We start from the raw sequence: 20,830 nt of genomic DNA, 5'->3' as shown, positions 1-20,830 counted from the left end.
CATGCAGCTCAGCATTGATCTCACCGGCCGCGACGTCCTGGTCACGGGCTCGGATTTCGCCGCCCGCCAGGCCGTCCGCCGCTACGAAGCAGCCGGCGCCGTCGTCTCCCGCCTCAGCACCCCGCAGGGTGCCGGGCACGACGGTCCCCTGCCCGAGCGCCCGTTCCTCGTCGCGGCGGTCGACGACGGCCAGACCGGCTGGGAGCCGCTGCTGGACCGCTGCCGCGCCGCCGGCATCCCGGTGGCGGCCGAGCCGGCCGCCGGCCGGGCCGGCCACGTCACGCTGGTTGGCGGGGGCCCGGGCACCGGCGAGCTGCTGACGGTGGCCGCCGTCAAGGCCCTGCGCGATGCCGACGTCGTGTTCTACGACCGGCTCGCCCCCTACCAGGAGTTGGCATCCCTCACCTCTGCCGAACTGGTCGACGTCGGAAAGCGGCCGGGACACCACAAGGTGAGCCAGGGCGACATCGAGAAGCTCATGGTCGCTTCCGCCTTGGAAGGCAACAACGTGGTGCGCCTCAAGGGCGGCGACCCGTACGTCTTCGGCCGCGGCGGTGAGGAAGTTGCTTCCTGCGTCGCCGCCGGCGTCCCCGTCCGCGTCATTTCCGGCGTGACCAGCGCCATCTCCGTGCCGGCTGCAGCCGGCATCCCCGTAACGCACCGTGAAGTCAGCCACATGTTCACCGTCGTGTCCGGCCACGCGCCGCTCACGGAGAAGGAACTGACGCACCTGGCCGGCCTGGGCGGGACCATCGTGGTGCTGATGGGGATCGGCACGCTGCACCACCTCGCCGCGGGCCTGCGCCGCGCCGGGATGCGAACCGACATGCCCATGGCGGTGGTGGAGCGCGGCTACCGGCCGGGCCAGAAGACCACCATCGCGGAACTGGGCACCATCGCTACTGCTGCCGCCGGCTGCAGCAACCCCGCTGTCCTGGTGATCGGTGAGGTGGTGCGGGTGGCTGAGGCCAACCGCGGGCATGCCGAGGCCGCGGCGGAGCTCGACCGCCTGGCGGCCTCGCTGCTGGGTTCGTGATAGGCATGAACGCAATGAATGCACTAGCCCCCGCTCAAACAGCCCCCGCCGAAGCAGCCACCGAAACAGCGCCGGAGGCCGCCACCGAGGCGCCGCTGGAGGGTTTCCGGATCGGAGTGACATCCCACCGCCGTTCGCGGGACCTCATCGAGGCCCTGGAACGCCGCGGCGCCGAGGTCCTGCATGCCCCGGCACTGAAGATCGCCCCGGTGAACGAGGACATCAGCCTCATCGAGGACACGAAGGCGATCATCGCCGCCAAGCCCGACCTGTGCATCGCCACCACCGCCTACGGCATGCGCCGCTGGTGCGAGGCGGCGGACGCTTCGGGGATCGGTGAGGAGCTGCTGGAAACCCTGGGCGCCTGCCGGATGTTCGTCCGCGGACCCAAAGCCCGCGGCGCTGTGCGCGCGGCCGGCCTGGCCGACGTCGGAATCAGCAGCGACGAGACCACCGCAACGCTGGTGGACATGCTGCTGGCGGAGGGCGTGCGCGGCAAGACCGTGGCGGTGCAGCTGCACGGCTACACGGATGTCCGCCAGCTGGAACGGCTGCGGATGTCCGGTGCCACCGTCCTCACCGTGACCCCGTACCGCTGGGTCAAGCCCGACGGCGCCGACCGGCTCCCCCGCCTGATCGAGGCCGCATGCAGCGGCAACCTTGACGTCCTGACCTTCACGAGTGCCCCCGCCGTGGACGCCATGTGGAGCACGGCCCACGAGATGGGGCTGTACAAGCAGCTCGTGGAGAGCCTCAAGACCACTGTGACAACCGCCGTCGTTGGTCCGGTGACGGCGCAGCCGCTGCTGGACGCCGGCATCACTCCGCTGGTGCCGGAACGGTTCCGGATGGGCGCGCTGATCAGGCTGGTATGCGAGCACCTCGCGCTGAACCATGTGCGTCGCCTCGACACGCGGTCCGGAAACGTGGAACTGCGTGGCCGGTCGCTGCGCATTGACGGCGAACCGGTGGAGATCGCCCCGGCACCGCTGCTGCTGCTCCGCGCGCTCCTGGGCGCCGGCGGTGCGGTCCTGTCACGGGAGTCCCTGTCTGAGCTGCTGGAACTCCGCGGCTCGGTGCACGCGCTGGACATGACGGTCAGTCGGCTCCGCTCTTCACTGCCTGACGGCAAGCTCGTGGAAACCGTGGTGAAGCGCGGCTACCGCATCCGCGTCTAGGGCTTTTCCTCATGCTCCAACGCGGGGTCACTTAGCGCCCAATCAACCCCCTGAATTGGGCGCTAAGTGACCCCGTGTTGTTTTAAGGTGGGGCTTTTGTTACCGGTTGGTAAATAGCAGCGAACGGCCGGGGACAATTCCGCAATGGCAGGGAAACACCCCCGAAAAACGTTCCCCCTAGGCTGGGTCCCATCAGCACAACAGGGCCCCAGATCGGCCCGCCTGGTGCAGCACTCGAAAGGGCCCGCACATGTCCGCTCCGGCACAGTTTCCGTCCACCGCCACCCCTGCCGCCAAGATCGTCATCGCCGGGGCAGGCCCGGCCGCCCAGGCCCTCGTGGCCCAGCTGGCCGCAGCACAGTTCTCCGGAACCGTCACGGTGCTGAGCAGCCGCGACGACGCCTCCGACGATCTGATGGAACTGGCCGCCCTGCCGTTCGTCTCCGTGCGCTTCGGCCAGCCCGCCAGCCACATCGACGCCGCCGCCAAGGTGGTCACCACCGCCGACGGCATGGAATTCGGCTACGACCAGCTGGTCATCGCTACCGGCTCGGCCCCGGTGGAGTCCCCTGTCGATGGCTCAGGCCGCTGCCTCAGCTACTCCACCATCGATGATGCCGCGACGATCGGGGACGCCGTCAAGGAAGTCACCCGGCGTCTTGGCCGCAGGCCCTTGGGCATTTTGGTGGGCACGGGTCCCGCCGCCGGGCAGGCCGAAGCGGTGCTCCGCGCCCGCGGCGTCCGGCCGGTCCGCACCACGGCCCGGCCCGCCGCCGTCGTGCCAACGCTCGCAGGCTCCGTACTGCCGGCCGCCGGCGTCGTGTTCGAGGACGGCAGCCGCATGAATGGCGACCTGGTGGTTCTCGCCGAGGACCGCACGCCCCGGGACGGCCTGGCAGCCGCCGCCGGCGTGCAGACGGCGGCGACCGGAGGGATCGTCGTCGGCCGCGACTTCCGCTCCTCCGTGCCGGGCATCTGGGCCCTCGGGGATGCGGCAGCGTTCGACGGCGTGCGGCTGGGTCTGCTGGTGGCGTCCGGGTCCGCTGCCGGCGTCTGCGCGGCCGAACTCATGGCGGAGCTTTCAGTGGGGCAACTAGCCACCGCTGCCTAGCTTCCTGCTGTGGCAGGATGGTTCGCAAGGCGCCGCGACACCCGGGGCGCCGCGGCCAAAGGCCCATGGAAAGGACCAGCATGAGCAACGAAGCCAGCCCCGGAACGGGCACCGCGACCAGCCCCGCAGGATCTGCCGGGGAGGGCAGCGGGGAGCCGGGCATCGCTTCCTTCATTGACCACACGCTGCTGAAGCCGGAGGCCAGCGAGGCGGAAATCCTCAAGGTGTGTGCCGAGGCCGCCGAGTACAAGTTCAAGTCGGTGTGCGTGAACCCGGTGTGGGTCAAGACGGTAAAGACGGCCCTGAAGGGCACCGGCGTGCTCACCTGTTCCGTGGTGGGTTTCCCGCTGGGCGCCACGCCCAGCGACGTCAAGGCGTTCGAGGCGCGCGGGGCCGTGCTGGACGGCGCCGACGAAGTGGACATGGTCATTAACATCGCTGCGGCCAGGGCCTCGGACAAGGGCGCAGTGGTGGACGACATCAAGGCTGTCGCCGAGGCCGTCCACGCCGGAGAGGCAATCCTCAAGGTCATCATCGAGACTGCCCTGCTCAGCGATGACCAGATGGTCCTGGCGTGCGAAGCGGCCGTGGAGGCCGGCGCCGACTTCGTCAAGACCTCAACGGGCTTCAACGGCGGCGGCGCCACCGTCGAAGATGTGGCCCTCATGCGGCGCACCGTGGGCCCCAACTTGGGCGTCAAGGCCTCCGGCGGCGTGCGTTCCCTCGAGGACGCACAGGCTATGATTGCTGCAGGTGCAACACGTATTGGCGCCAGCTCCGGTATTTCAATCGTCAAAGGCGAACAGGGTTCGTCTGCGTACTGACCGGCGGCAGCCACAGTTTGAGCCCCGCGGGGCCGAGGAGGAATGAATGTCCAGCAAGATTGACCAGCAAGTAAAGACGCCCCAGAACGAGAACACCCTGGTTGGCAGCATCGTTCTCTTTGTGGTCATCATGGCCCTGTTCCTGGGCGCCATCTACTCGCTGTCCTTCCTGTCCTTGGAGAACCCGTGGCCGATGGCCGTGTGCCTTGGCCTTTTCGCCCTCGCATTCTGGATCCCGCAGACCATCACGGGCCGCTCCGACTCCGCCGGCGAATACTAAAGACCAACTGAACTAAAAAGCCGAAGCCCCGGACAGTTCAAACTGTCCGGGGCTTCGTCGTTTAAGTAGTGAATCAGGGCAGTCCCAGCAGGCTGCTGGCCAGCCGGCCGGCCAGGGCCAGCGCCGCAGGGAAATGCGTGCCGGCCAGCGACCAGGCCGCCAGGCACATTCCCACCATGGCGTAGCCGCTGACCGGAATCAGCACCAGCCACTCCCGCCGCGACCCGGCCCGGCCCAGCAGCGGGATGGAGAAGGCGCCGTTGGGCCGCCAGAAGTTCCTCAGCACCCACAACCGGCGCAGGAACCGTGGCGGTTTGATCACCAGCGGCCAGAGCAGCGGAACACCCCCGGTGGTCACCATGTCCCCCACAATGTGGACCGCGACGCCGATCAGCATGGACATGGGCAGCCACGTCCACTGGTGCGGTGCAAACCAGGTCACCAGGCCGGCCATGGCCAGGGCGAAGATCCAGTTGCTGATCCACCCGGACTTCGGAAACAGCTTCAGCGCCTTGGCCGCGATGTTGATCATGAACATGCACAGCAGCCCGGCGCCGACGGACAGCACGCCCCACTGCGTGTCCACCTGGATCTGCGCCGCCACCGCGGCGAGCAGCACGAACATGGCCGCCCCCAGCACCGAATGGGTGCCCTGCCGGTGGCCGCCGCTGGCATTCTCGATGCCCACCGCGATCATGTTGGACAGCGGCGGCAGCGAATGCGCCACGGTGCTGGAGCGGTGGTCCCAGTCGCACACGAGGGCGGTGCCCGCCGTCGCCATGCCGCCGATCAGCACCCCGGTGGCATCCAGCGGATACCAGCCCAGGGTGTATGGACCCGTTGAGGCAATAGCCACCCACGCCGCGGCCCCTGACGCGGCGTGGTGTCCTCCCATCACGGCTAGCCCTTCGTGGCTTCGAGCGGGACCGGAGCGTCAGCGAAAATGTTGCGGATGACGCCGTCGGCCCATGCCAGGATTTCGGCGTCCTGCAGGTCGCGGCCGCCGATCCTGGCCGTTTTCGGCTTGGGGATGAGGACGGCGTCGAGGGCGGGCTTGGACTGCGCGCCCGGGTACATGCGGTTGAGCCGCATGGTCTTCGATTCGGGCAGCTGCGCCGGGGAGAACTTGATGAAGTTCCCCTGCAGGGCAACATCTGAAAGCCCGGCTTCGCGGGCACCCACCCTGAAGCGTGCCACGGCGACGAGGTTCTGTGCGGGCAACGGCGGCTCGCCGTAGCGGTCCACGAGCTCGGCGAGGACCTCGTCGATGGCTTCGTTGGTGAGCGCCGACGCCAGCTTCCGGTAGGCCTCCAGCCGCAGCCGCTCCCCCGGCACGTAGTCGTGCGGCAGGTGCGCGTTCACTGGCAGCTCGATCTTCATCTCGGCGGCCTTCTCCTCGGCTTCGCCGCGGTACTCGGCCACGGCCTCGCCCACCAGCCTGATGTAGAGGTCGAAGCCCACGCCCTGGATGTGGCCGGACTGTTCACCGCCCAGCAGGTTGCCGGCGCCGCGGATCTCCAGGTCCTTCATGGCCAGCTGCATGCCCGCGCCGAGTTCGTTGTGGGTGGCCACGGCCTTCAGCCGTTCCAGCGCCACCTCGCCCAGGGGTTTCTCGGAGGGGTAGAGGAAGTAGGCGTAGGCGCGTTCGCGTCCGCGGCCGACGCGTCCGCGCAGCTGGTGCAGCTGCGACAGACCGTACTTGTCCGCGCCGTCCACAATCAGGGTGTTGGCGTTGGAGATGTCCAGGCCGGTTTCGATGATGGTGGTGCACACCAGGACGTCGAATCGCTTCTCCCAGAAGTCCACGATCATCTGCTCGAGGCGGCTCTCGGACATCTTGCCGTGTGCCACCTCTACCCTGGCTTCGGGGACAAGTTCGCGGATCTTGGCTGCGGTCTTTTCGATCGTGGACACGCGGTTGTGCACGAGGAACACCTGGCCCTCGCGCATCAGTTCGCGGCGGATGGCGGCGGAGGTCTGCTTGTCCGTGTACGGGCCCACATAGGTGAGCACGGGGTGCCGCTCCTCCGGCGGGGTGGCCAGCGTGGACGTTTCGCGGATGCCGGTCAGGGACATCTCCAGGGTCCGCGGAATCGGGGTGGCGCTCATGGCCAGGACGTCGACGTTAGTGCGCATCTTCTTCAGCGCTTCCTTGTGCTCGACGCCGAAGCGCTGCTCCTCGTCCACGATCACCAGGCCCAGGTCCTTGAACTCAAAGTCCTTGGACAGCAGCCGGTGCGTGCCGATCACCACGTCCACGGAGCCGTTCTTCACGCCCTCGGCCGTTTCCTTGGCTTCCTTCGACGCCTGGAACCGGGACAGCGGCTTGACGCGCAGCGGGAAGCCGGAGAACCGCTCGGTGAACGTCTCATAGTGCTGCTGCGCCAGCAGCGTGGTGGGCACCAGCACCGCCACCTGTTTGCCGTCCTGCACCGCCTTGAAGGCCGCGCGGACTGCGATCTCGGTCTTGCCGTAGCCGACGTCGCCGGACACCAGACGGTCCATGGGGATCTCACGCTCCATGTCGGCCTTGACCTCGTTGATGGTGGTGAGCTGGTCCGGGGTCTCCACGTACGGGAAGGCCTCCTCCAGCTCGCGCTGCCACGGCGTGTCCGGCGCGAAGGCATGGCCGCGCGACGCCATCCGGGCCGAGTAGAGCCGGATGAGCTCGCCGGCGATTTCCTTGACCGCCCGGCGCGCCTTGGACTTGGTGCTGGCCCAGTCGGCGCCGCCCATCTTGCTGAGCACGGGGGTGTCGCCGCCGACGTAGCGGGTCACCTGGTCCAGCTGGTCCGTGGGCACAAACAGTCTGTCCCCCGGCGCCCCGCGCTTGGACGGCGCGTATTCCAGCACAAGGTACTCGCGGACGCCGTCGCCGCCGCCTGCCACCTTGCGCTGGATGAGCTCCACGAACCGTCCGATGCCGTGCTGTTCGTGCACCACGTGGTCGCCGGCCACCAGCTGCAGCGGATCCACGGCGTTCCGCCGCTTGGACGGCATGCGGCGCATGTCCTTCGTGGAGCCTGCGGAGGTGCGGCCCAGCAGGTCGGCCTCGGTCAGGAGACCGAGCTTCAGTCCGTCCAGGACAAAACCGCGTCCGACGGCGGCAGTGGTCACTTCGATGATCCCCGCCTGGGGTTCGTGGTCCAGTGTGTCCACCCGGGCACAGGGGATGTCCGCGTCGTGGAACAGTTCGGCCAGGCGCTGGGCCGGGCCCGGGCCCTCGGTGGCCACCACGATCCGCCACTGGTCCCGCACGTGCGAGCCGATGAAGTCCATCATCTCCGCCACGTCGCCCTGGTAGCCGCGCGGTTCGCGGGCGTGAAGGTTGAGCACGTCGATGTCCGGCGTCAGTTCCTCGTCCGTGGCCAGCGACGTGATGGACCACCAGGACACCTCGTGCCCGAGGGCCGCCGATCGGGTCTCGGCCAGCGAACGGAAGCTGGCAGAGTGCAGGGCTGCCGAGGCCTGCGAGCTGAGAACTGTGTCCAGCGCCAAAGGCGCAACTCCGCCGTCGGAGGCCGTGGACCACGCTGCTTCCAGGAACTCCTCGTTGGTGGCCGCGAGGTCGTGGGCGCGGGTGCGGACCTTCTCCGGTTCGATGACCACGGAGATGGACCCCGCTGGCAGCTGCTCCATGAACGGGACCATCGCGTCCACCAGGACGGGCGCCAGCGATTCCATGCCCTCCACAGCGATGCCGCCGGCGATCTTCTCCAGCATGTCCGCAGCCGCGGGCAGCTGGGGCTTGAGCGTGGCAGCCCGGGACATCACCGAGGGGGTAATGAGGATTTCCCGGCAGGGCGGGGCGTGGAGCTCGGTGGGGTGGTGCACGCCGGGGGCGGACAGCGAGCGCTGGTCGGCGACGGCGAACCAGCGCATCTGGTCCACCTCGTCGCCGAAGAACTCCACCCGGATGGGGTGGTCCTCGGTGGGCGGGAACACGTCCAGGATGCCGCCGCGGACGGCGAATTCGCCGCGGTGCGTGACCATGTCCACCCGGGAGTAGGCGGCGGCGGCGAGGTTCCGGATCACGTCATTGAAGGGGACCTCCTGGCCGACCTTCAGTGTCACCGGAACCAGTTCCCCCAGGCCGGCCACGATCGGCTGGACCACGGCCCTGGCGGGGGCCACCACCACGCGGAGGTGGCCCGCTGCGTTTTCCGGCTGGGCTGCGTTTCCGGGTTGGCCTGCGTCTCGCGGGTGCGGTGCGTCTTCAGGATGCGCCAGGCGCCGCAGGACCGACAGGCGCCGGCCCACCGTGTCCGAACGCGGGGAGAGCCGCTCGTGCGGGAGGGTTTCCCAGCTGGGGAACTCGGCCACGGCGTTGGCCGGCAGGTAGGCGCGGAGCGCGGCGGCAAGATCCTCGGCCTCGCGTCCCGTGGCGGTGACGGCGAGGACGACACCCGGCACGATGTGATCCGCGGCGGCGCCGTCGCTTTCTGCTGCGTTCAGCAGGCCGTCCGCCATCTCCGCCAGGAGCACGGGCCGCAAACCTGCGGGGGCGCTGATCTGGTAGTCCTCGCTGCGGACGCTGAAGCTCCGCGCCGCCTCGGCCTGCACCCGGGTAAAGGTCCGGTCCGCCTGAAGGGCGCGGCGCAGGCCGTCGAGGGGCAGGCCGTTGGAGGGCTGGCCGGTGGGGCGCTGGCCTTTGGAGCTCATGGGCAGGATCTCCTGGAATCTCATTCGAACGCAGGCAACACGAAAAGCCGAGATTCTTGCGAATGCCGGGGGTTCCAGCCTACCCCCGCGGGCAGGCACGCGGCATCCAGGCGCCGGGTGCGCATTGCTAAGCTTGCTGAGCAAGTGAAATTCAGCACATCCTGAAGTCCAGCACAGCCATGCCGCCGCCCCAAGGAGACTCCCGTGAGCGACCAAACCGGAAATGACAGCAGCGGAAACGACAGCGGCGCTGGCGGCACGGCAAGCCCCGGCGCCAGCCCCGAGGGCCGGACAGCGGAAGGCCGGACAGCGGAGGCCCGGACAGTGCTTGTCACCGGCGCCACCGGGTACATCGGCGGGCGGCTGGTCCCCCGCCTGCTGGACGCCGGCCACCGCGTCAAGGTGCTGGTCCGGTCCCCGAAGAAAATCGCCGGGGTGCCGTGGTTCGACGACGTGGAGGTGGTCCGCAGCAGCCTCGACGACTCCGCGGCGCTGGAGGAAGCCCTGCAGGGCGTGGACGTGCTGTATTACCTGATCCATTCCATGGCGGCGGGGTCCGGTTTCGAGGCCAAGGAAAAGGCCATGGCCGAGCTTGTGGCCGGTGCCGCCGCGGCTGCCTCCGTCCGGCGGATCGTTTATCTGGGCGGCCTACACCCGCGCAACACGGCACTGTCAACGCACATGCGCTCCCGGGAGGCGGTGGGTGAGGTATTTCTCTCCGGCCCGGTGGACGCCATCGTGTTCCAGGCCGGGGTGGTGATCGGCTCCGGCTCGGCGTCGTTCGAGATGATCCGCCACCTCGCCGAAACCCTGCCCCTCATGCCGGCGCCCAGCTGGGTCCGCAACCGAATCGAGGCCATCGCCGTCCGGGACGTGCTCTACTACCTGGTCGGAGCCGCCGCACTGACGGAACCCCTCAACCGCACCTTCGACATCGGCTGCCGGGACGTCCTGACGTACGCCGGGATGATGAAGGAGTACGCGGTCGAGGCAGGCCTGCCGGCGCGGCCGGTCCTGGCACTTCCAGTGCCGGCGCCCAGGCTGGCCGGACTGTGGGTTGCCCTCGTGACTCCGATTCCGCTGTCCATGTCCGTGCCGCTGGTCCAGTCGCTCCAGCACGATGCCGTCTCGGCCGAACATGACATCGACACCTACATCAAGCAGCCCGACGGCGGTCTCACCGGCTACCGCAGGGCCGTGGCCCTGGCGCTCGGCAAGGAACGCGACGGCCAGGTGGAAACCACCTGGGCCAACGCCGGAGCGGACGCCGACCCGCTGCCGAGCGACCCGGGCTGGGCCGGGCACCGGGTGTATGTCGACGAGCGGACCTTTGCCAGCGATGTGGACCGGGCACACGTGTGGACGATCATCGAGGGGATCGGCGGCCGCAACGGCTGGTACTCGCTCCCACTGGCTTGGAGCGTACGCGGCTGGCTGGACAAGCTCTCGGGCGGAGCGGGCCTGCTCCGCGGCCGGCGGCATCCGCACCATCTGGTGGCCGGCGAGGTGGTGGACTGGTGGCGCGTTGAGCGGATCGAGCGGGGCCACCTGCTCCGCCTGCGGGCAGAAATGCGCGCACCGGGACGCGCCTGGCTGGAGCTCTGCGTGGAGCCCGACGGCACGGGAAGCCTTTACCGCCAGCGGGCGATCTTCTTCCCCAAAGGACTCAGCGGGCGGCTCTACTGGCTGGCTGTTCTGCCGTTCCACAGCATCATCTTCCCGGCCATGTCCCGCAACATCACCGCGGCGGCCCGGAGGCTGTCCGCCGAGGAGAAAACCGGCGCCGCAGGGCCCGATGCCCGACGTACCGGTGCCGGGGAAGCGCGGCCAACCCCGTAGGATGTGGTGAGCAAAAAGCGTTCTGACCCCACAACGACGGAGGATCAATGGCACTGAGTGCTTCCACCACCCTTCCCCACGGCGTCGACAGCGTCACCGCAGTCTTCGCGAACGAGGACTTCCAGCGCCACACCAGCGAATACGTCGGCGGCACCCTCGAGTCCTTCACCGTGGCGGGCGACATCGCCGGGGAATTCAGCACCACGTCGGTGCGCACCCTGCCCACCACGCGCCTGCCGGAAATCGCCCGCAAGTTCGTCGGCGAAAGCCTGAAGGTGACCCAGGTGGAGAACTGGGACGCCCCCGCAGCCGACGGCTCGCGCCAGAGCACCATCTCCCTGAAGATCGCCGGCGCGCCGATCGACGTGGCCGCGGTGCAGCGTCTCGTGGCGGACGGCAGCAGCACGCGGGTTGAGCTTGTTGGCAACGTCACGTCCTCCGTGCCGTTCCTGGGCGGCAAGATTGCCGACGCCGCCGAGCCCATGGTGGGCAAGGCACTGAACATCCAGTCGCAGCAGGCCCAGGCCTGGCTCGAAAGCCACTAGTCCCATGGACGTCCCCGCCTTCCTTGCCCTGGTCCTGATCGTTTCGGGCGTTTGGTCCCTGGTGGTGTGGCCGCAGTTCCTGCGCCGCGTCATGAAGGACCCGCGGGCACGGGACGCCGCCGGCAAGGCCACAAAGTTCCTCACCGTCCACGTGGTCCTGGTGACGGTGTCCATGGTGCTGGGTGCCGCGACGGCCGCCATCGGAATCGCAGCGCTCGTCAGTTGACGGCGCGGGCTCACGGTCACGGGCTGGGTCCCTGGTTGGGCTTGTCGAAACCCGGGTTTCGACAAGCCCAACCAGCGAAGACACGCCAAACCAGCGGACCTTCGCCAGTCAGATAAGTTGGGTACAAATGGTGCGCCGGGAAGTCTGGTCGGCAAGTTTTTAGCCGAGCCTGCAGCACTGATCGGGGGCAAGGCCTGGGCGTCTTCGGGGCAACATTCCTGGTCACGAAAACCACCCGCGCGCAGCTCGACGCCGGGCTGAGATGGGTCGACGTCGCCGGGCTGTCCCTCCTGGCAGGCGTGGGCTTTACCGTCTCGCTGCTGATCGCCGAACTGAGTTTCGGCTCGGGCTCAGCCCGGGACGATCACGCCAAGGTGGCCCTCCTCGCCGGTTCGCTGACCGCCGCGGCGTTGGCCGCCGTCGTGCTTAAGGCCCGCAACAGGCACTACCGCCGCCTTGAAGCGGAGGAGACAAGGGACGACGACGGCGACGGCGTGCCGGATGTCTTCGAACGGACCGACCAGGACCGCTAAGTCGGAACCGCCAGGTCCGGTCGGACGGCTAAAGTGGACGGTCAGGCCGCCTGGTTCAGGGCATCCTCTGCCGCAACCCAGGAGATCATGGCGCACTTTACCCTCGCGGCGTAGCGGGCCACGCCTTCGAAGGCGGCTGCGTCGCCCAGGATTTCCGGGTCGGCCGGGATCTTTCCCCGGGACCGCAGTACGTCGCGGAAGTTCCCGATCACCGAGCGGAGTTCGTCCACGGTCATGCCCTCGGCCAGCTCGCTCAGCACGGAGGCGGAGGCCATGGAGATCGAGCAGCCGGCCCCGTCCCACGCCAGCTGAGTCACCGTGCCGTGGTCCACGGCCACGCGAAGGGTGACCTCGTCGCCGCACACGGGGTTGAGCTGGTGCGACTGGCCGGTGGACGCGCCGTCCGGGGCAGCCGTGGCGGCCAATCCGCTGCCGTGCCGGGCCTTGGAGTGGTCCAGGATGATCTGCTGGTAAAGCTGGTCGAGGCTCATGCTCAGGTACCTGTCGTCGGGGATCGGGCTAGTCCTTGGGGGGGCTAGGCCCGGAAGTAGGCGCGGACTCCGGACACTGCGTCCAGGAATTCGTCCACGTCGTCGGTGGTGTTGTACAAGTAGGCGCTGGCCCGGGTGGTGGCCGTCAGGCCAAGGCGCCGGTGCAGCGGCTGTGCGCAATGGTGACCCACGCGGACCGCGATGCCCCGCGCGTCAAGGAACTGGCCGACGTCGTGCGCGTGGACACCGGCAACGTCAAAGGCCGCCAGGCCGATGCGGTCCTGGCCGGCGGCCGGACCCAGCACGCGGACGCCATCGATGGCTTCCAGGCCTGCCACCATCCGCTGGCCGAGATCGGACTCCCAGCGGTGCACCCGGTCGATGCCGGTTTCAGTCAGGTAGTTGACCGCGGCGGCAAGGGCCACCGCCTGCGAAATTTTCTGGGTGCCGGCTTCGAACCGCTGCGGCGCGGGGAGGTACTCGGCGCGTTCCATGGTCACGGTGGTGATCATGGAACCACCGGTCAGGACCGGCGGGAGCACATCCAGGAGCTCCTGCTTGCCGTAAAGCACTCCGACGCCGGTTGGCCCCAGCATCTTGTGGCCGGAAAACACGGCGAAATCGACATCCAGATGCTTGACGTCCAAAGCAAGGTGCGGTGCCGACTGGCACGCGTCCAGCACCACCAGGGCACCTGCCCGCCGGGCGAGGGCCACCAGGTCGCTGACCGGGTTGATGGTGCCCAGCACGTTCGAGGCGTGGGTGAACGCCAGCAGTTTGGTGCGCTCCCCCACGATTTCCGCGGCCTTATCCATCCGCAGCACCCCGGCGTCGTCCAGCGGGATGTGACGCAGCGTGGCACCTGTCCGGTAAGCCAGTTCCTGCCAGGGAATCAGGTTGGCGTGGTGCTCCATTTCGGTGACCACGATTTCATCGCCAGGTCCGAGGGCCAGGTCCCGCAGGCGGGAGTCCCCGCGTCCTTGGGCTGCCCACAGCGCGGCGTTCGACAGCGCATAGCTGACGACGTTCAGGCCCTCGGTGGCGTTGGAGGTCCAGACGATCTCCTCATAGGCCGCACCGACAAAGTCGGCCACGGTCTGCCGGGCATCCTCGAACACCTCGGTGGCCTCCACCGCAAGGTGGTGGGCACCGCGGTGCACGGCAGCGTTCCGCTGCTCGTAGAACTCCTGCTCGGCCTCGATCACGCTCAGCGGATTCTGCGAGGTGGCGCCGGAATCCAGGTAGATGAGCGGGCGGCCGTTGACCGTCTGGTTCAGCACGGGAAAATCGTTGCGGATCCGCAGGACCTCGGCATTGTCCATCGCAGAAAGGGCACGCGTCAGCGTGGTTGGCGTTGATACTACGGCCAATGGGACTCCTTGGGTGCCTTGAGGTACGTCTCAATTGTCCCACAGCAGATTTCGGCGAAGCACGGGCCGGCGCTGCATTCCCGGGAGCCCACACACTAAGGGGCGGCCCTCGTCGGTGCGGGCCGCTCCCTGCGATGCCGATCCTCCGGCGTATTATCTTTAGTTATTACATACCGTCAGTTAAAAGGGCCGGCGACGGCTGGGGGGAGAGCCTCGGTCTCAGAAGGCTCTGACGTCGCCGGCCCCGCCTTGCCCGGACCCTGGGGCCGGAAATCTGGGTGCGAGACCTGGAAAATCTGGTGGCAGCTTCGGAGGGGAGATCAGCCCGGCTTCCGCTGCCACTATTAGTTAATCGCGTACTGGCGCCCGCGGCACCAGTAGCAGGTACTCGTTTTTCTGAGTACTTAACTACTGGTTCCCGCAGGTAGCGATGTCTGGCGCGCAACCGCGCCGAATTTGCCTGGAGAGGGCCGGAAAAAATCAGCTTGGGGAAGCGCTACTTCTTCGGAAGGGCGAGCGCGAGCTCGTCGCGTCGGCGGACGCCGAGCTTGACATAGCTGCGGTACAGGTGCCCCTCGACGGTCCGCACGGACACCATCAGGTGCTGGGCGATCTCCCGGTCGGAGAGGCCCTGCACCGCCAGCTCCACGATGTCCCGCTCGCGGCGGGTCAGGTGGACGCTGGGGACGGAGGCGACAAACGGGCTTTCCCGGAACCGCTCGCCGAGCTCCTGGTCGCATTTCTCCCGGTGCGCGATTGCCTGGCGGGCGCGGCGCCGCTCCCCCGCGGCATCCAGCAGCGCGCCGGCCCGGGCGTATGCCTCACGCGCCAGGTTCAGCATGCCTGCTTCCTCCAGGGCGGCGGCTGTATCCGTGAGGACGTCGGCGTCCTCCGAGGCCCAGGCCTGGGCCAGCTGCCGCCAGCCGGCTGCCCACCGGCCCTCGACGGTGGCGGCGAGCGCGGCGAGTTCCCGCACCAGCGACCGCTCGCCAAGATCCGAGCAGAGGATGAGGCACTCCATCCGGGTTCCGGGATGGTCCGTAACGGCCTCGGAACCCGCGAGCTCACGGAGCCTGTCCAGGCCGCTGCCCTTCCTGTCGAGGTATTCAGCCGCGGCGGCCGCGTAAGCCTCCGCGACGGCGTCGCAGCCGGGTCCGCTGGCGTGCCGGGCCGAGATGAAGTCCTGTTCGAGCCGCTTCGCCTGGGCGGCGTCGCCCAGGCGTGCTGCGGCGTAGAAGGCAAGCGACGAGCCGAACCTGAACTCCTGCAGCGGGTCATTGACCCGAAGCGCCTCAACGGCCGGAAGGAGGACCTGGTAGGCGCGCTCCAGCTGCCCCTGCCGCAGCAGTCCCAGGCCGCGCAGTGCCTGGATCCCGCCCCCGAAGGTCGAAGCACCCTCGGTTCGCTCCGCCGGATAACTGGACAACTCGTGTTCGGCCGACTCCCAGTTGCCGGCAGCCAGGGTGCTGATGGCCAGCCGGGTCAGGACAAACTCATTGAAGAAATACAGGCCGCCGCTGAGTGCGGGCAGGAAGGGGCCGGCGGCCGCCGCGGCGGCGTGCGCCTGGTGTGACCTGCCGGCGGCGACCAGCGTCTGGGCAAGAAGGGCCTGCGCCACGGCGTGCAGTGTCGCTTCGACGCCGGACGCCGTGTCAGGATCCGTGGTCCCGAGCGCCGTGATGACAGCGTTAATGCCTTCGTGATCCCCGGCGGCCGCCATCTCCAGCAGCCCGTGGATCCTGTCCTGCCAGGCATCGTCCGGGGCGATCCCGGCCTCCTCCAACTGGTGGCTTGATTCAGCCCTGAGCGACGGCACGGACTTGCCCAGCGCCATGTGCGATGACGCCCGGAGCATGAGGACCTGCGGAGCTTCCGGATCCTCCGCCAGGTCGAGCCAGCAGCCGTCAAGGAGTTCGGCGGCCTCGCGGTACTTTCCCTCGTTGAAGTGGGCCCGCGCGGTGATTGAGAGCGCATGGGCCTGCAGCTCCGGTGCCCGCACATGACCGGCCATGAGCCGGGCGCCGGCGTTGTTGAACGTCGTCGCGGCCAGCAGCCCCGCGTCCAGCAGGTCCCGGTCGGGCACCTCCAGGCCGCATTCCAGCGACCATTCGACCAGCCGCAGCCTGCCTTCAGCACTTGCGGCGGCGGGATCCAGATAGGCATCAAGCTTCTGCCGCAGCTGCAGGCTCCGCGAGACGGACACCTGGCGCCGCGTAGATTCCCCCAGGATGGCATGGGTAAGCCGCAGCTCGGTATGCATCGCGGCGGATTCGCTCACCACCTGGTTGTCCAGCAGGGAACGCACGACGCCGGCGCCGCAGACGTCCTCGATCAGGCCCCTGGGCACCGGCTCGGCCAAGGCGATCACCTTGAGCGCATCCTGCTCCTCCGGCGTTCTCCGGAGGAGATCCTTCGCCACGAGATCCGAAAGCCTGGGTCCGTCGGCCGGCAACGGTCCGAGCAGCACCCAGATCCCGTTCCGCTGGACCAGGGTTCCGGCGGCTGTTGCGTCACCCAGCAGGCAGTCGAGGAGCAGCGGGTTGCCGCCCGAAGCAGACCACAGCGACTGGACGGTGCTGACCGGAACCGTCCCCTGGAGGGCGTGTTCCACTACCTCCCTGACCTGCTCGCCGCTGAGCGGCCGGAGATCGATGCGTTCGGCGAGGCCGTCATACCAGAGCTGGTTCAGGGCCTGGGGCAGCCCCGGCCGCGGCCGCCCGGCTGCCAGCACGGTCGCCCAACCGGCCGAGGTCATGTCCACCACCATGCTGGCCGTGGCGTCATCAAGGTGATGGGCGTCGTCCACCACCAGGAGCACGGGTGTGTCGGTGCCGCCGTTGAGGTCGCTGATTCCCTTCAGCTCCTGAAAGTGGGCCCAGACGGCCCGTAGCACCGCCACCGGGGAGTCGGCTTCCTCAGGGGCGAGTCCGGAGGTGTAGGGCGCCAGAACACCGTAGGGGACCTTGGCCAGCGAGGAACTGCCGTGGATGCGGAGCACGGTCATCTCTGCCGCCAATTTCTCCCTCACGGCGTCAGTTACGGATGTCTTTCCGACGCCGGGGCCTGCCATCAGGTAGACCGCCTGGCTGGCACGGCTGCGGATGACGGTGCAGACATGCTCTATCGCCTCACGGCGGCCGGTCAGCTGCCGGAGTTCGGATTCCGGTTTGGCGCCGCGGCCATTGGACGCGACGCCGTGGGACGAAGTGCTGGACGAAGCGCTGTGTGCTGAGGAGCTGTTAAACGAGGCCAGGCAGATCACCCCTGGATGTCACGCCGAGCTTGGTGAAGACCTGGTAGAGGTGGCCCTCCACCGTTCGGACTGATACGCCCATCTCCAGGGCGATGTCCCGGTTGGAGACGCCCCTTCCGGCCAGCCGGGAGATCTGGCGTTCGCGGGCGGTCAGGAGCGGACTGCCGCTGCTGGGAACGATCGGGAGGCTGGGCACCGTGGCGGTGAGGGTGTCCAGACGGGCCTGGGCAACACGGGCGGAGGCGGAATCGCCGGAGTGGCGGGCAAAGTCGACGGCCAGGGCAACGCACCGGGCCTCGACGGCGTCGAGTTCCAGTTCCGCGCAGAGGTGGGCGCCTTCCAAAAGAACCTTGGCGTCCTTGGTGCGGGTGCCCACGGCGATGAGGCGTGAGATCTCGGCGAGGGTCCCCTGGCGGTGGCCCGCCACCTCTTCCATCAGGCGGAAGTCCTCATCGGTCCCGTTCACGGTCGCTCCGAGCAGGCTGATGCCCGCCTGCGTGTATCGGCCGGCATCGATATCGCGGTGTGCTGCCTCGAACAGACGTTTCGCGGCGTCGGTGTCGCCCAGCCAGCGCCCTGCCATGTCCGCGCAGAAGTCGGTGACGAATACTGTGCCGTAGTTGCAGTGCCCGCGCACTCCGCGGAGCTTGTCGAGGTACTTGTGTGCCTGCCCGGCGTTGCCGATCTGGGCGTAGGCGAAGGCTGTGGCGGCGTAGGCGGCCTGCAGCATGTTCAGTACAGGGCGGAGCTCGAGCTGGGCTACGGCGGACAGCAGAGAATCCAGGGCTACCGCGCCGCGGCCGGAAAAAACGTAGGCGATGCCGGCGGCCAGTTCCGTGGCGGATGTCCGGTAGGCCAGCCGGCGCTCCTCCTGTCCCTTGGGCGGGCCGACGAGTTCCAGGCACCGCTTCCACTGGCCGGCCTGCAGCAGCACGTTGAAAGCTGTCATCGCGAACCGCTCCCGCAGTCCGGTCTGCGGCTCCGCGTCCGAGAGCTGTCCTCCCACTCGCCGCATCAGTTGGAGGGCGTCCATTTCCCGACCGACGGCCGAGAAGGCTTGCATCAGGATCAGCGCTGCTTGGATCCTCAGGCCCGGATCCTTGTTAACCGCGGCGTCGGTAGCTTCCTCCAGCTCCCCGACCATCGAGGCGTAATCGCCGATGAACGATTTATATTCGAATTCGGCCAGGGTGATGACGTTGGCTGCCGTGGCAAACGGATCGGGCCAGCTCGACGCCACACCAGTGGCAACGTCCAGCCGCTTGCGGGCAGCTGCCAGCTCGTCCGGCACCTTGTCGCACAGCTCCGGCAGCCAGACCATGACCCGGATCTTAGCTGCCACCACGCGGGCAAAGGCCTGCTCGTCGAGCGCGTCCAGCTGTACCCGGGAAATGTCCTCCAGCGCGGCCATGGCCTGCAGCGGCAGGTCAAGCAGCAGGTAGGCGGTTGCCTTGTACAGCTGGGCTTCCACCCACACGGAGTCGGTCTTCTTGATGCCTTCGACGCAGGAGATCGCGAACCGCGGGTCAAAGAGCTGCACCGCCGCCTCCGCCGCCGCCACCGCCATGGCAGGGCTGAGTTCGGCCTGGCATTCCCTGGTCCAGGCTGCGAACTCTATCCGCTCCTCCATACTCAGTGCGGACAATTCGGGCTCGTGGCTGCCCAGCAACAGGGTCCGGAGTTCACGTCGGCGGGAGATGCTCAGCCAAGAGCGCACCACGTCCCCAAGGTACTGCTCCCGCAGGGAGACCCAGCGGTCCTCTGTGACGCCGACGGTGAGAAGCCCGGCGTCCTCCATGTCGGCCACGGTGGCGGTGCCGTAAACTTCGGTCAGCCTGGCCAGAGGGACACGCCGCGCACAGGCAAGCATCTCGATGACCTCGCGGGTTTCCGGTTCTTCCCGGGACCAGCGGGACCGGACGATGTCATCCAGCCCGGTGGCGCCGTCGAGCACTACCCTGTCCCGCAAGGTCCACACGGAATCCGACAGGACGAGGTTTCCCGACTGCCGCTGCTCGGTGACGAGCGCCTTGAGCAGGAGCGGATTGCCGCCCACGATGGCGTGGTAGGTGCTCACGAGCGAGGCCGAAACCCTGTGGCCCAGCAGCGTCAGCAGCACCTGCCGGGTCTGCAGCTCGTTGAGGTTGTCCAGCCGGACTTCCGTCAGCCGCCGGTCGGTGAGCAGCCAGTGGAAGTCCGCCGGAAGGTCGCTGGTGCTGGGGGCGATGGCGATGACGCGGGCGGTGTGCGTCAGCATGATGTTCAGGATGACGCCGGCACTCATGTCATCGATCTGGCCGGTTGTGTCCAGGGTGATGACGCAGTCCCGGCCGGCGGCGTCGGACCGGATCAGGGAGGTGATGCCCTGGAGGATGGCGGTCGGGGAAGCCAGCGCCGACTGCGGAAGCCTGGCCAGGAGGAAGGCGAGGCAGCCGTACGAGGTTTGTGAGCCGGTCAGGGGGCTGCGCAGCTGAAGCGCCCAGGTGTCGGCACCCAGCTCAGCGACGGCGGTGCGCGCCAGCGAGGATTTTCCCACACCGCGGGCACCGGTGATGACTACGCCCAGGGACTCAGGATCTGTCAGGGCAGTGCGGATGGCTTCAAGGTCTGCGCTGCGTGCCGGAACCGACCATCGTTGGAGGTCCGTTCCGCCCGCGACGCCCGCCGGTCCCGCAAGCACGCCCGCCGTAGACCCACGTCCCCAGCTCAGTGGCTCAATTGACATGAACTTTTCCTTACATCCCGCCCGGCAGGATAAAGGCTCCATCGCCTCCCCCGCTTAGAAAGTAGACTACCCCGTTACTTTGCAGGGATACAGGGCACTGCGTTCACATTTCGCAGACCTTGATGCGACCTTGAGGTTTGTGCGGTGGGGAGGAAACCCGGGGCGGAGGCCGCTAGACCTTGGCGGTGTGGAACTGCTGCTGCGCGGCCGTCAGGCCCTCCCTGACCAGGAGATCGACGGCGTCGGCGGCGTCATCGAGCAGGAAGGGCAGTTCCTTCTTTTCCGCAGTGCCGAAATCCCGGAGCACATAGTCGGCCGTGTCCATCCGGCCCGGCGGCCGGCCGACTCCCACCCGGACGCGGAGGTAGTCCTTGGTGGCGAGGGCCTTGGAGATGTCGCGGAGGCCGTTGTGCCCTCCCTCGCCGCCGCCGATCTTCAGCTTTACGGTATTGAAGGGGATGTCGATCTCGTCATGGACGGCCACCACCCGGGACGGCTCGACGTCGTAAAACCTGGCGAGCGCGGACACCGGGCCGCCGGAGACGTTCATGTATGTCCCTGGCTTCGCCAGCACCACCCGGGGACCGCCGATACCGAGCCGGCCTTCCAGGACGAGGGCCCTGGCCTTGTGCGCCTTGAACTTCCCGCCAATGCGCCCGGCCAGCCCGTCCAGCACCATCTGGCCGACGTTGTGCCGGTTGCCGCTGTATTCGGGTCCGGGGTTGCCGAGGCCTACGATCAGCCAGGTGTCAGTCAT

The 20,830-nt window shown here is 68.1% G+C and carries 15 protein-coding genes and 1 pseudogene; 9 read left to right on the top strand and 7 right to left on the bottom strand.

What is annotated here, in order from left to right:
• Position 1 precedes the first annotated feature (1 nt).
• From cobA to CXZ05_RS00765, 5 genes are all read left to right on the top strand, one after another.
• Entirely contained in the window at positions 2-1,036 is a 1,035-nt protein-coding gene (cobA, locus tag CXZ05_RS00785) for a uroporphyrinogen-III C-methyltransferase (RefSeq protein ID WP_102970720.1), read from the top strand.
• Positions 1,037-1,050: 14 nt separating this feature from the next.
• A complete protein-coding gene (locus CXZ05_RS00780) occupies positions 1,051-2,214 on the top strand; it encodes a uroporphyrinogen-III synthase (protein WP_102970719.1) in 1,164 nt (387 codons plus the stop codon).
• Between the two features lie 250 nt (positions 2,215-2,464).
• On the top strand, positions 2,465-3,325 hold the full coding sequence (locus CXZ05_RS00775; protein ID WP_102970718.1) for an FAD-dependent oxidoreductase: 861 nt from the start codon (positions 2,465-2,467) through the stop codon (positions 3,323-3,325).
• Between the two features lie 80 nt (positions 3,326-3,405).
• Positions 3,406-4,149 (top strand): deoxyribose-phosphate aldolase, encoded by a 744-nt coding sequence (gene deoC, locus CXZ05_RS00770; RefSeq protein ID WP_180987210.1) that lies wholly within the window; start codon positions 3,406-3,408, stop codon positions 4,147-4,149.
• Positions 4,150-4,195: 46 nt separating this feature from the next.
• A complete protein-coding gene (locus CXZ05_RS00765) occupies positions 4,196-4,429 on the top strand; it encodes a hypothetical protein (RefSeq protein WP_102970717.1) in 234 nt (77 codons plus the stop codon).
• 73 nt (positions 4,430-4,502) lie between these two features.
• On the opposite strand, the gene CXZ05_RS00760 is transcribed toward CXZ05_RS00765, so the two are convergent.
• Together CXZ05_RS00760 and mfd are read right to left on the bottom strand one after the other, a co-directional pair.
• Positions 4,503-5,324, bottom strand: a complete 822-nt coding sequence (locus CXZ05_RS00760) for a metal-dependent hydrolase (RefSeq protein WP_102970938.1) — start codon at positions 5,322-5,324, stop codon at positions 4,503-4,505.
• Positions 5,325-5,329: 5 nt separating this feature from the next.
• Positions 5,330-9,091, bottom strand: coding sequence for a transcription-repair coupling factor (mfd, locus tag CXZ05_RS00755; protein ID WP_180987209.1), 3,762 nt, complete (start codon positions 9,089-9,091; stop codon positions 5,330-5,332).
• A 324-nt stretch (positions 9,092-9,415) separates the two neighbouring features.
• Here mfd and CXZ05_RS00750 point away from each other — a divergent pair, with 324 nt between their 5' ends.
• The 4 genes and pseudogenes from CXZ05_RS00750 to CXZ05_RS00735 form a co-directional block, all read left to right on the top strand.
• Positions 9,416-10,930 carry an SDR family oxidoreductase gene (locus tag CXZ05_RS00750; protein WP_102970936.1) on the top strand — a complete coding sequence of 505 codons (1,515 nt, stop codon included), beginning with the start codon at positions 9,416-9,418 and terminating at the stop codon, positions 10,928-10,930.
• A gap of 47 nt (positions 10,931-10,977) precedes the next feature.
• Positions 10,978-11,475: a DUF2505 domain-containing protein gene (locus CXZ05_RS00745; RefSeq protein ID WP_102970716.1), complete on the top strand. Its 498-nt coding sequence runs from the start codon at positions 10,978-10,980 to the stop codon at positions 11,473-11,475.
• A gap of 4 nt (positions 11,476-11,479) precedes the next feature.
• The gene (locus CXZ05_RS00740; RefSeq protein ID WP_102970715.1) at positions 11,480-11,701 is read left to right on the top strand and encodes an SCO4848 family membrane protein; all 222 of its coding nucleotides are present in this window, start codon (positions 11,480-11,482) and stop codon (positions 11,699-11,701) included.
• 185 nt (positions 11,702-11,886) lie between these two features.
• Positions 11,887-12,234: pseudogene (locus tag CXZ05_RS00735) on the top strand (Na+/H+ antiporter NhaA); the annotation flags it as partial.
• A gap of 41 nt (positions 12,235-12,275) precedes the next feature.
• Here CXZ05_RS00735 and sufU read toward each other — a convergent pair.
• The 5 genes from sufU to pth all read right to left on the bottom strand — a co-directional run bounded on the left by sufU (position 12,276) and on the right by pth (position 20,830).
• Positions 12,276-12,725 (bottom strand): Fe-S cluster assembly sulfur transfer protein SufU, encoded by a 450-nt coding sequence (gene sufU, locus CXZ05_RS00730; RefSeq protein WP_102970713.1) that lies wholly within the window; start codon positions 12,723-12,725, stop codon positions 12,276-12,278.
• A gap of 44 nt (positions 12,726-12,769) precedes the next feature.
• Positions 12,770-14,095 carry a SufS family cysteine desulfurase gene (locus tag CXZ05_RS00725; protein WP_102970712.1) on the bottom strand — a complete coding sequence of 442 codons (1,326 nt, stop codon included), beginning with the start codon at positions 14,093-14,095 and terminating at the stop codon, positions 12,770-12,772.
• A 496-nt stretch (positions 14,096-14,591) separates the two neighbouring features.
• Entirely contained in the window at positions 14,592-17,357 is a 2,766-nt protein-coding gene (locus tag CXZ05_RS00720) for a LuxR family transcriptional regulator (RefSeq protein ID WP_102970711.1), read from the bottom strand.
• Complete coding sequence (locus CXZ05_RS00715; protein WP_102970710.1) at positions 17,335-20,073, bottom strand: LuxR C-terminal-related transcriptional regulator; 2,739 nt, start codon at positions 20,071-20,073, stop codon at positions 17,335-17,337. The genes CXZ05_RS00720 and CXZ05_RS00715 overlap by 23 nt, the downstream gene beginning before the upstream one ends.
• A 172-nt stretch (positions 20,074-20,245) precedes the next feature.
• Positions 20,246-20,830 (bottom strand): aminoacyl-tRNA hydrolase, encoded by a 585-nt coding sequence (gene pth, locus CXZ05_RS00710; RefSeq protein ID WP_102970709.1) that lies wholly within the window; start codon positions 20,828-20,830, stop codon positions 20,246-20,248.

Origin of the sequence: Arthrobacter sp. AFG20 (assembly GCF_002892795.1) — a bacterium.
Lineage (GTDB): Bacteria > Actinomycetota > Actinomycetes > Actinomycetales > Micrococcaceae > Arthrobacter.
This window is presented reverse-complemented; position numbering and strand designations above follow the sequence as displayed.

Excerpts from the sequence above, each read along its gene's own strand:
- mfd (WP_180987209.1), bottom strand. The coding sequence starts at position 9,091 with ATGAGCTCCAAAGGCCAGCGCCCCACCGGCCAGCCCTCCAACGGCCTG.
- CXZ05_RS00715 (WP_102970710.1), bottom strand. The coding sequence starts at position 20,073 with ATGTCAATTGAGCCACTGAGCTGGGGACGTGGGTCTACGGCGGGCGTG.
- CXZ05_RS00765 (WP_102970717.1), top strand. The coding sequence starts at position 4,196 with ATGTCCAGCAAGATTGACCAGCAAGTAAAGACGCCCCAGAACGAGAAC.
- CXZ05_RS00780 (WP_102970719.1), top strand. The coding sequence starts at position 1,051 with ATGAATGCACTAGCCCCCGCTCAAACAGCCCCCGCCGAAGCAGCCACC.
- CXZ05_RS00740 (WP_102970715.1), top strand. The coding sequence starts at position 11,480 with ATGGACGTCCCCGCCTTCCTTGCCCTGGTCCTGATCGTTTCGGGCGTT.
- cobA (WP_102970720.1), top strand. The coding sequence starts at position 2 with ATGCAGCTCAGCATTGATCTCACCGGCCGCGACGTCCTGGTCACGGGC.
- sufU (WP_102970713.1), bottom strand. The coding sequence starts at position 12,725 with ATGAGCCTCGACCAGCTTTACCAGCAGATCATCCTGGACCACTCCAAG.
- CXZ05_RS00760 (WP_102970938.1), bottom strand. The coding sequence starts at position 5,324 with ATGGGAGGACACCACGCCGCGTCAGGGGCCGCGGCGTGGGTGGCTATT.
- CXZ05_RS00775 (WP_102970718.1), top strand. The coding sequence starts at position 2,465 with ATGTCCGCTCCGGCACAGTTTCCGTCCACCGCCACCCCTGCCGCCAAG.
- pth (WP_102970709.1), bottom strand. The coding sequence starts at position 20,830 with ATGACTGACACCTGGCTGATCGTAGGCCTCGGCAACCCCGGACCCGAA.
- deoC (WP_180987210.1), top strand. The coding sequence starts at position 3,406 with ATGAGCAACGAAGCCAGCCCCGGAACGGGCACCGCGACCAGCCCCGCA.
- CXZ05_RS00745 (WP_102970716.1), top strand. The coding sequence starts at position 10,978 with ATGGCACTGAGTGCTTCCACCACCCTTCCCCACGGCGTCGACAGCGTC.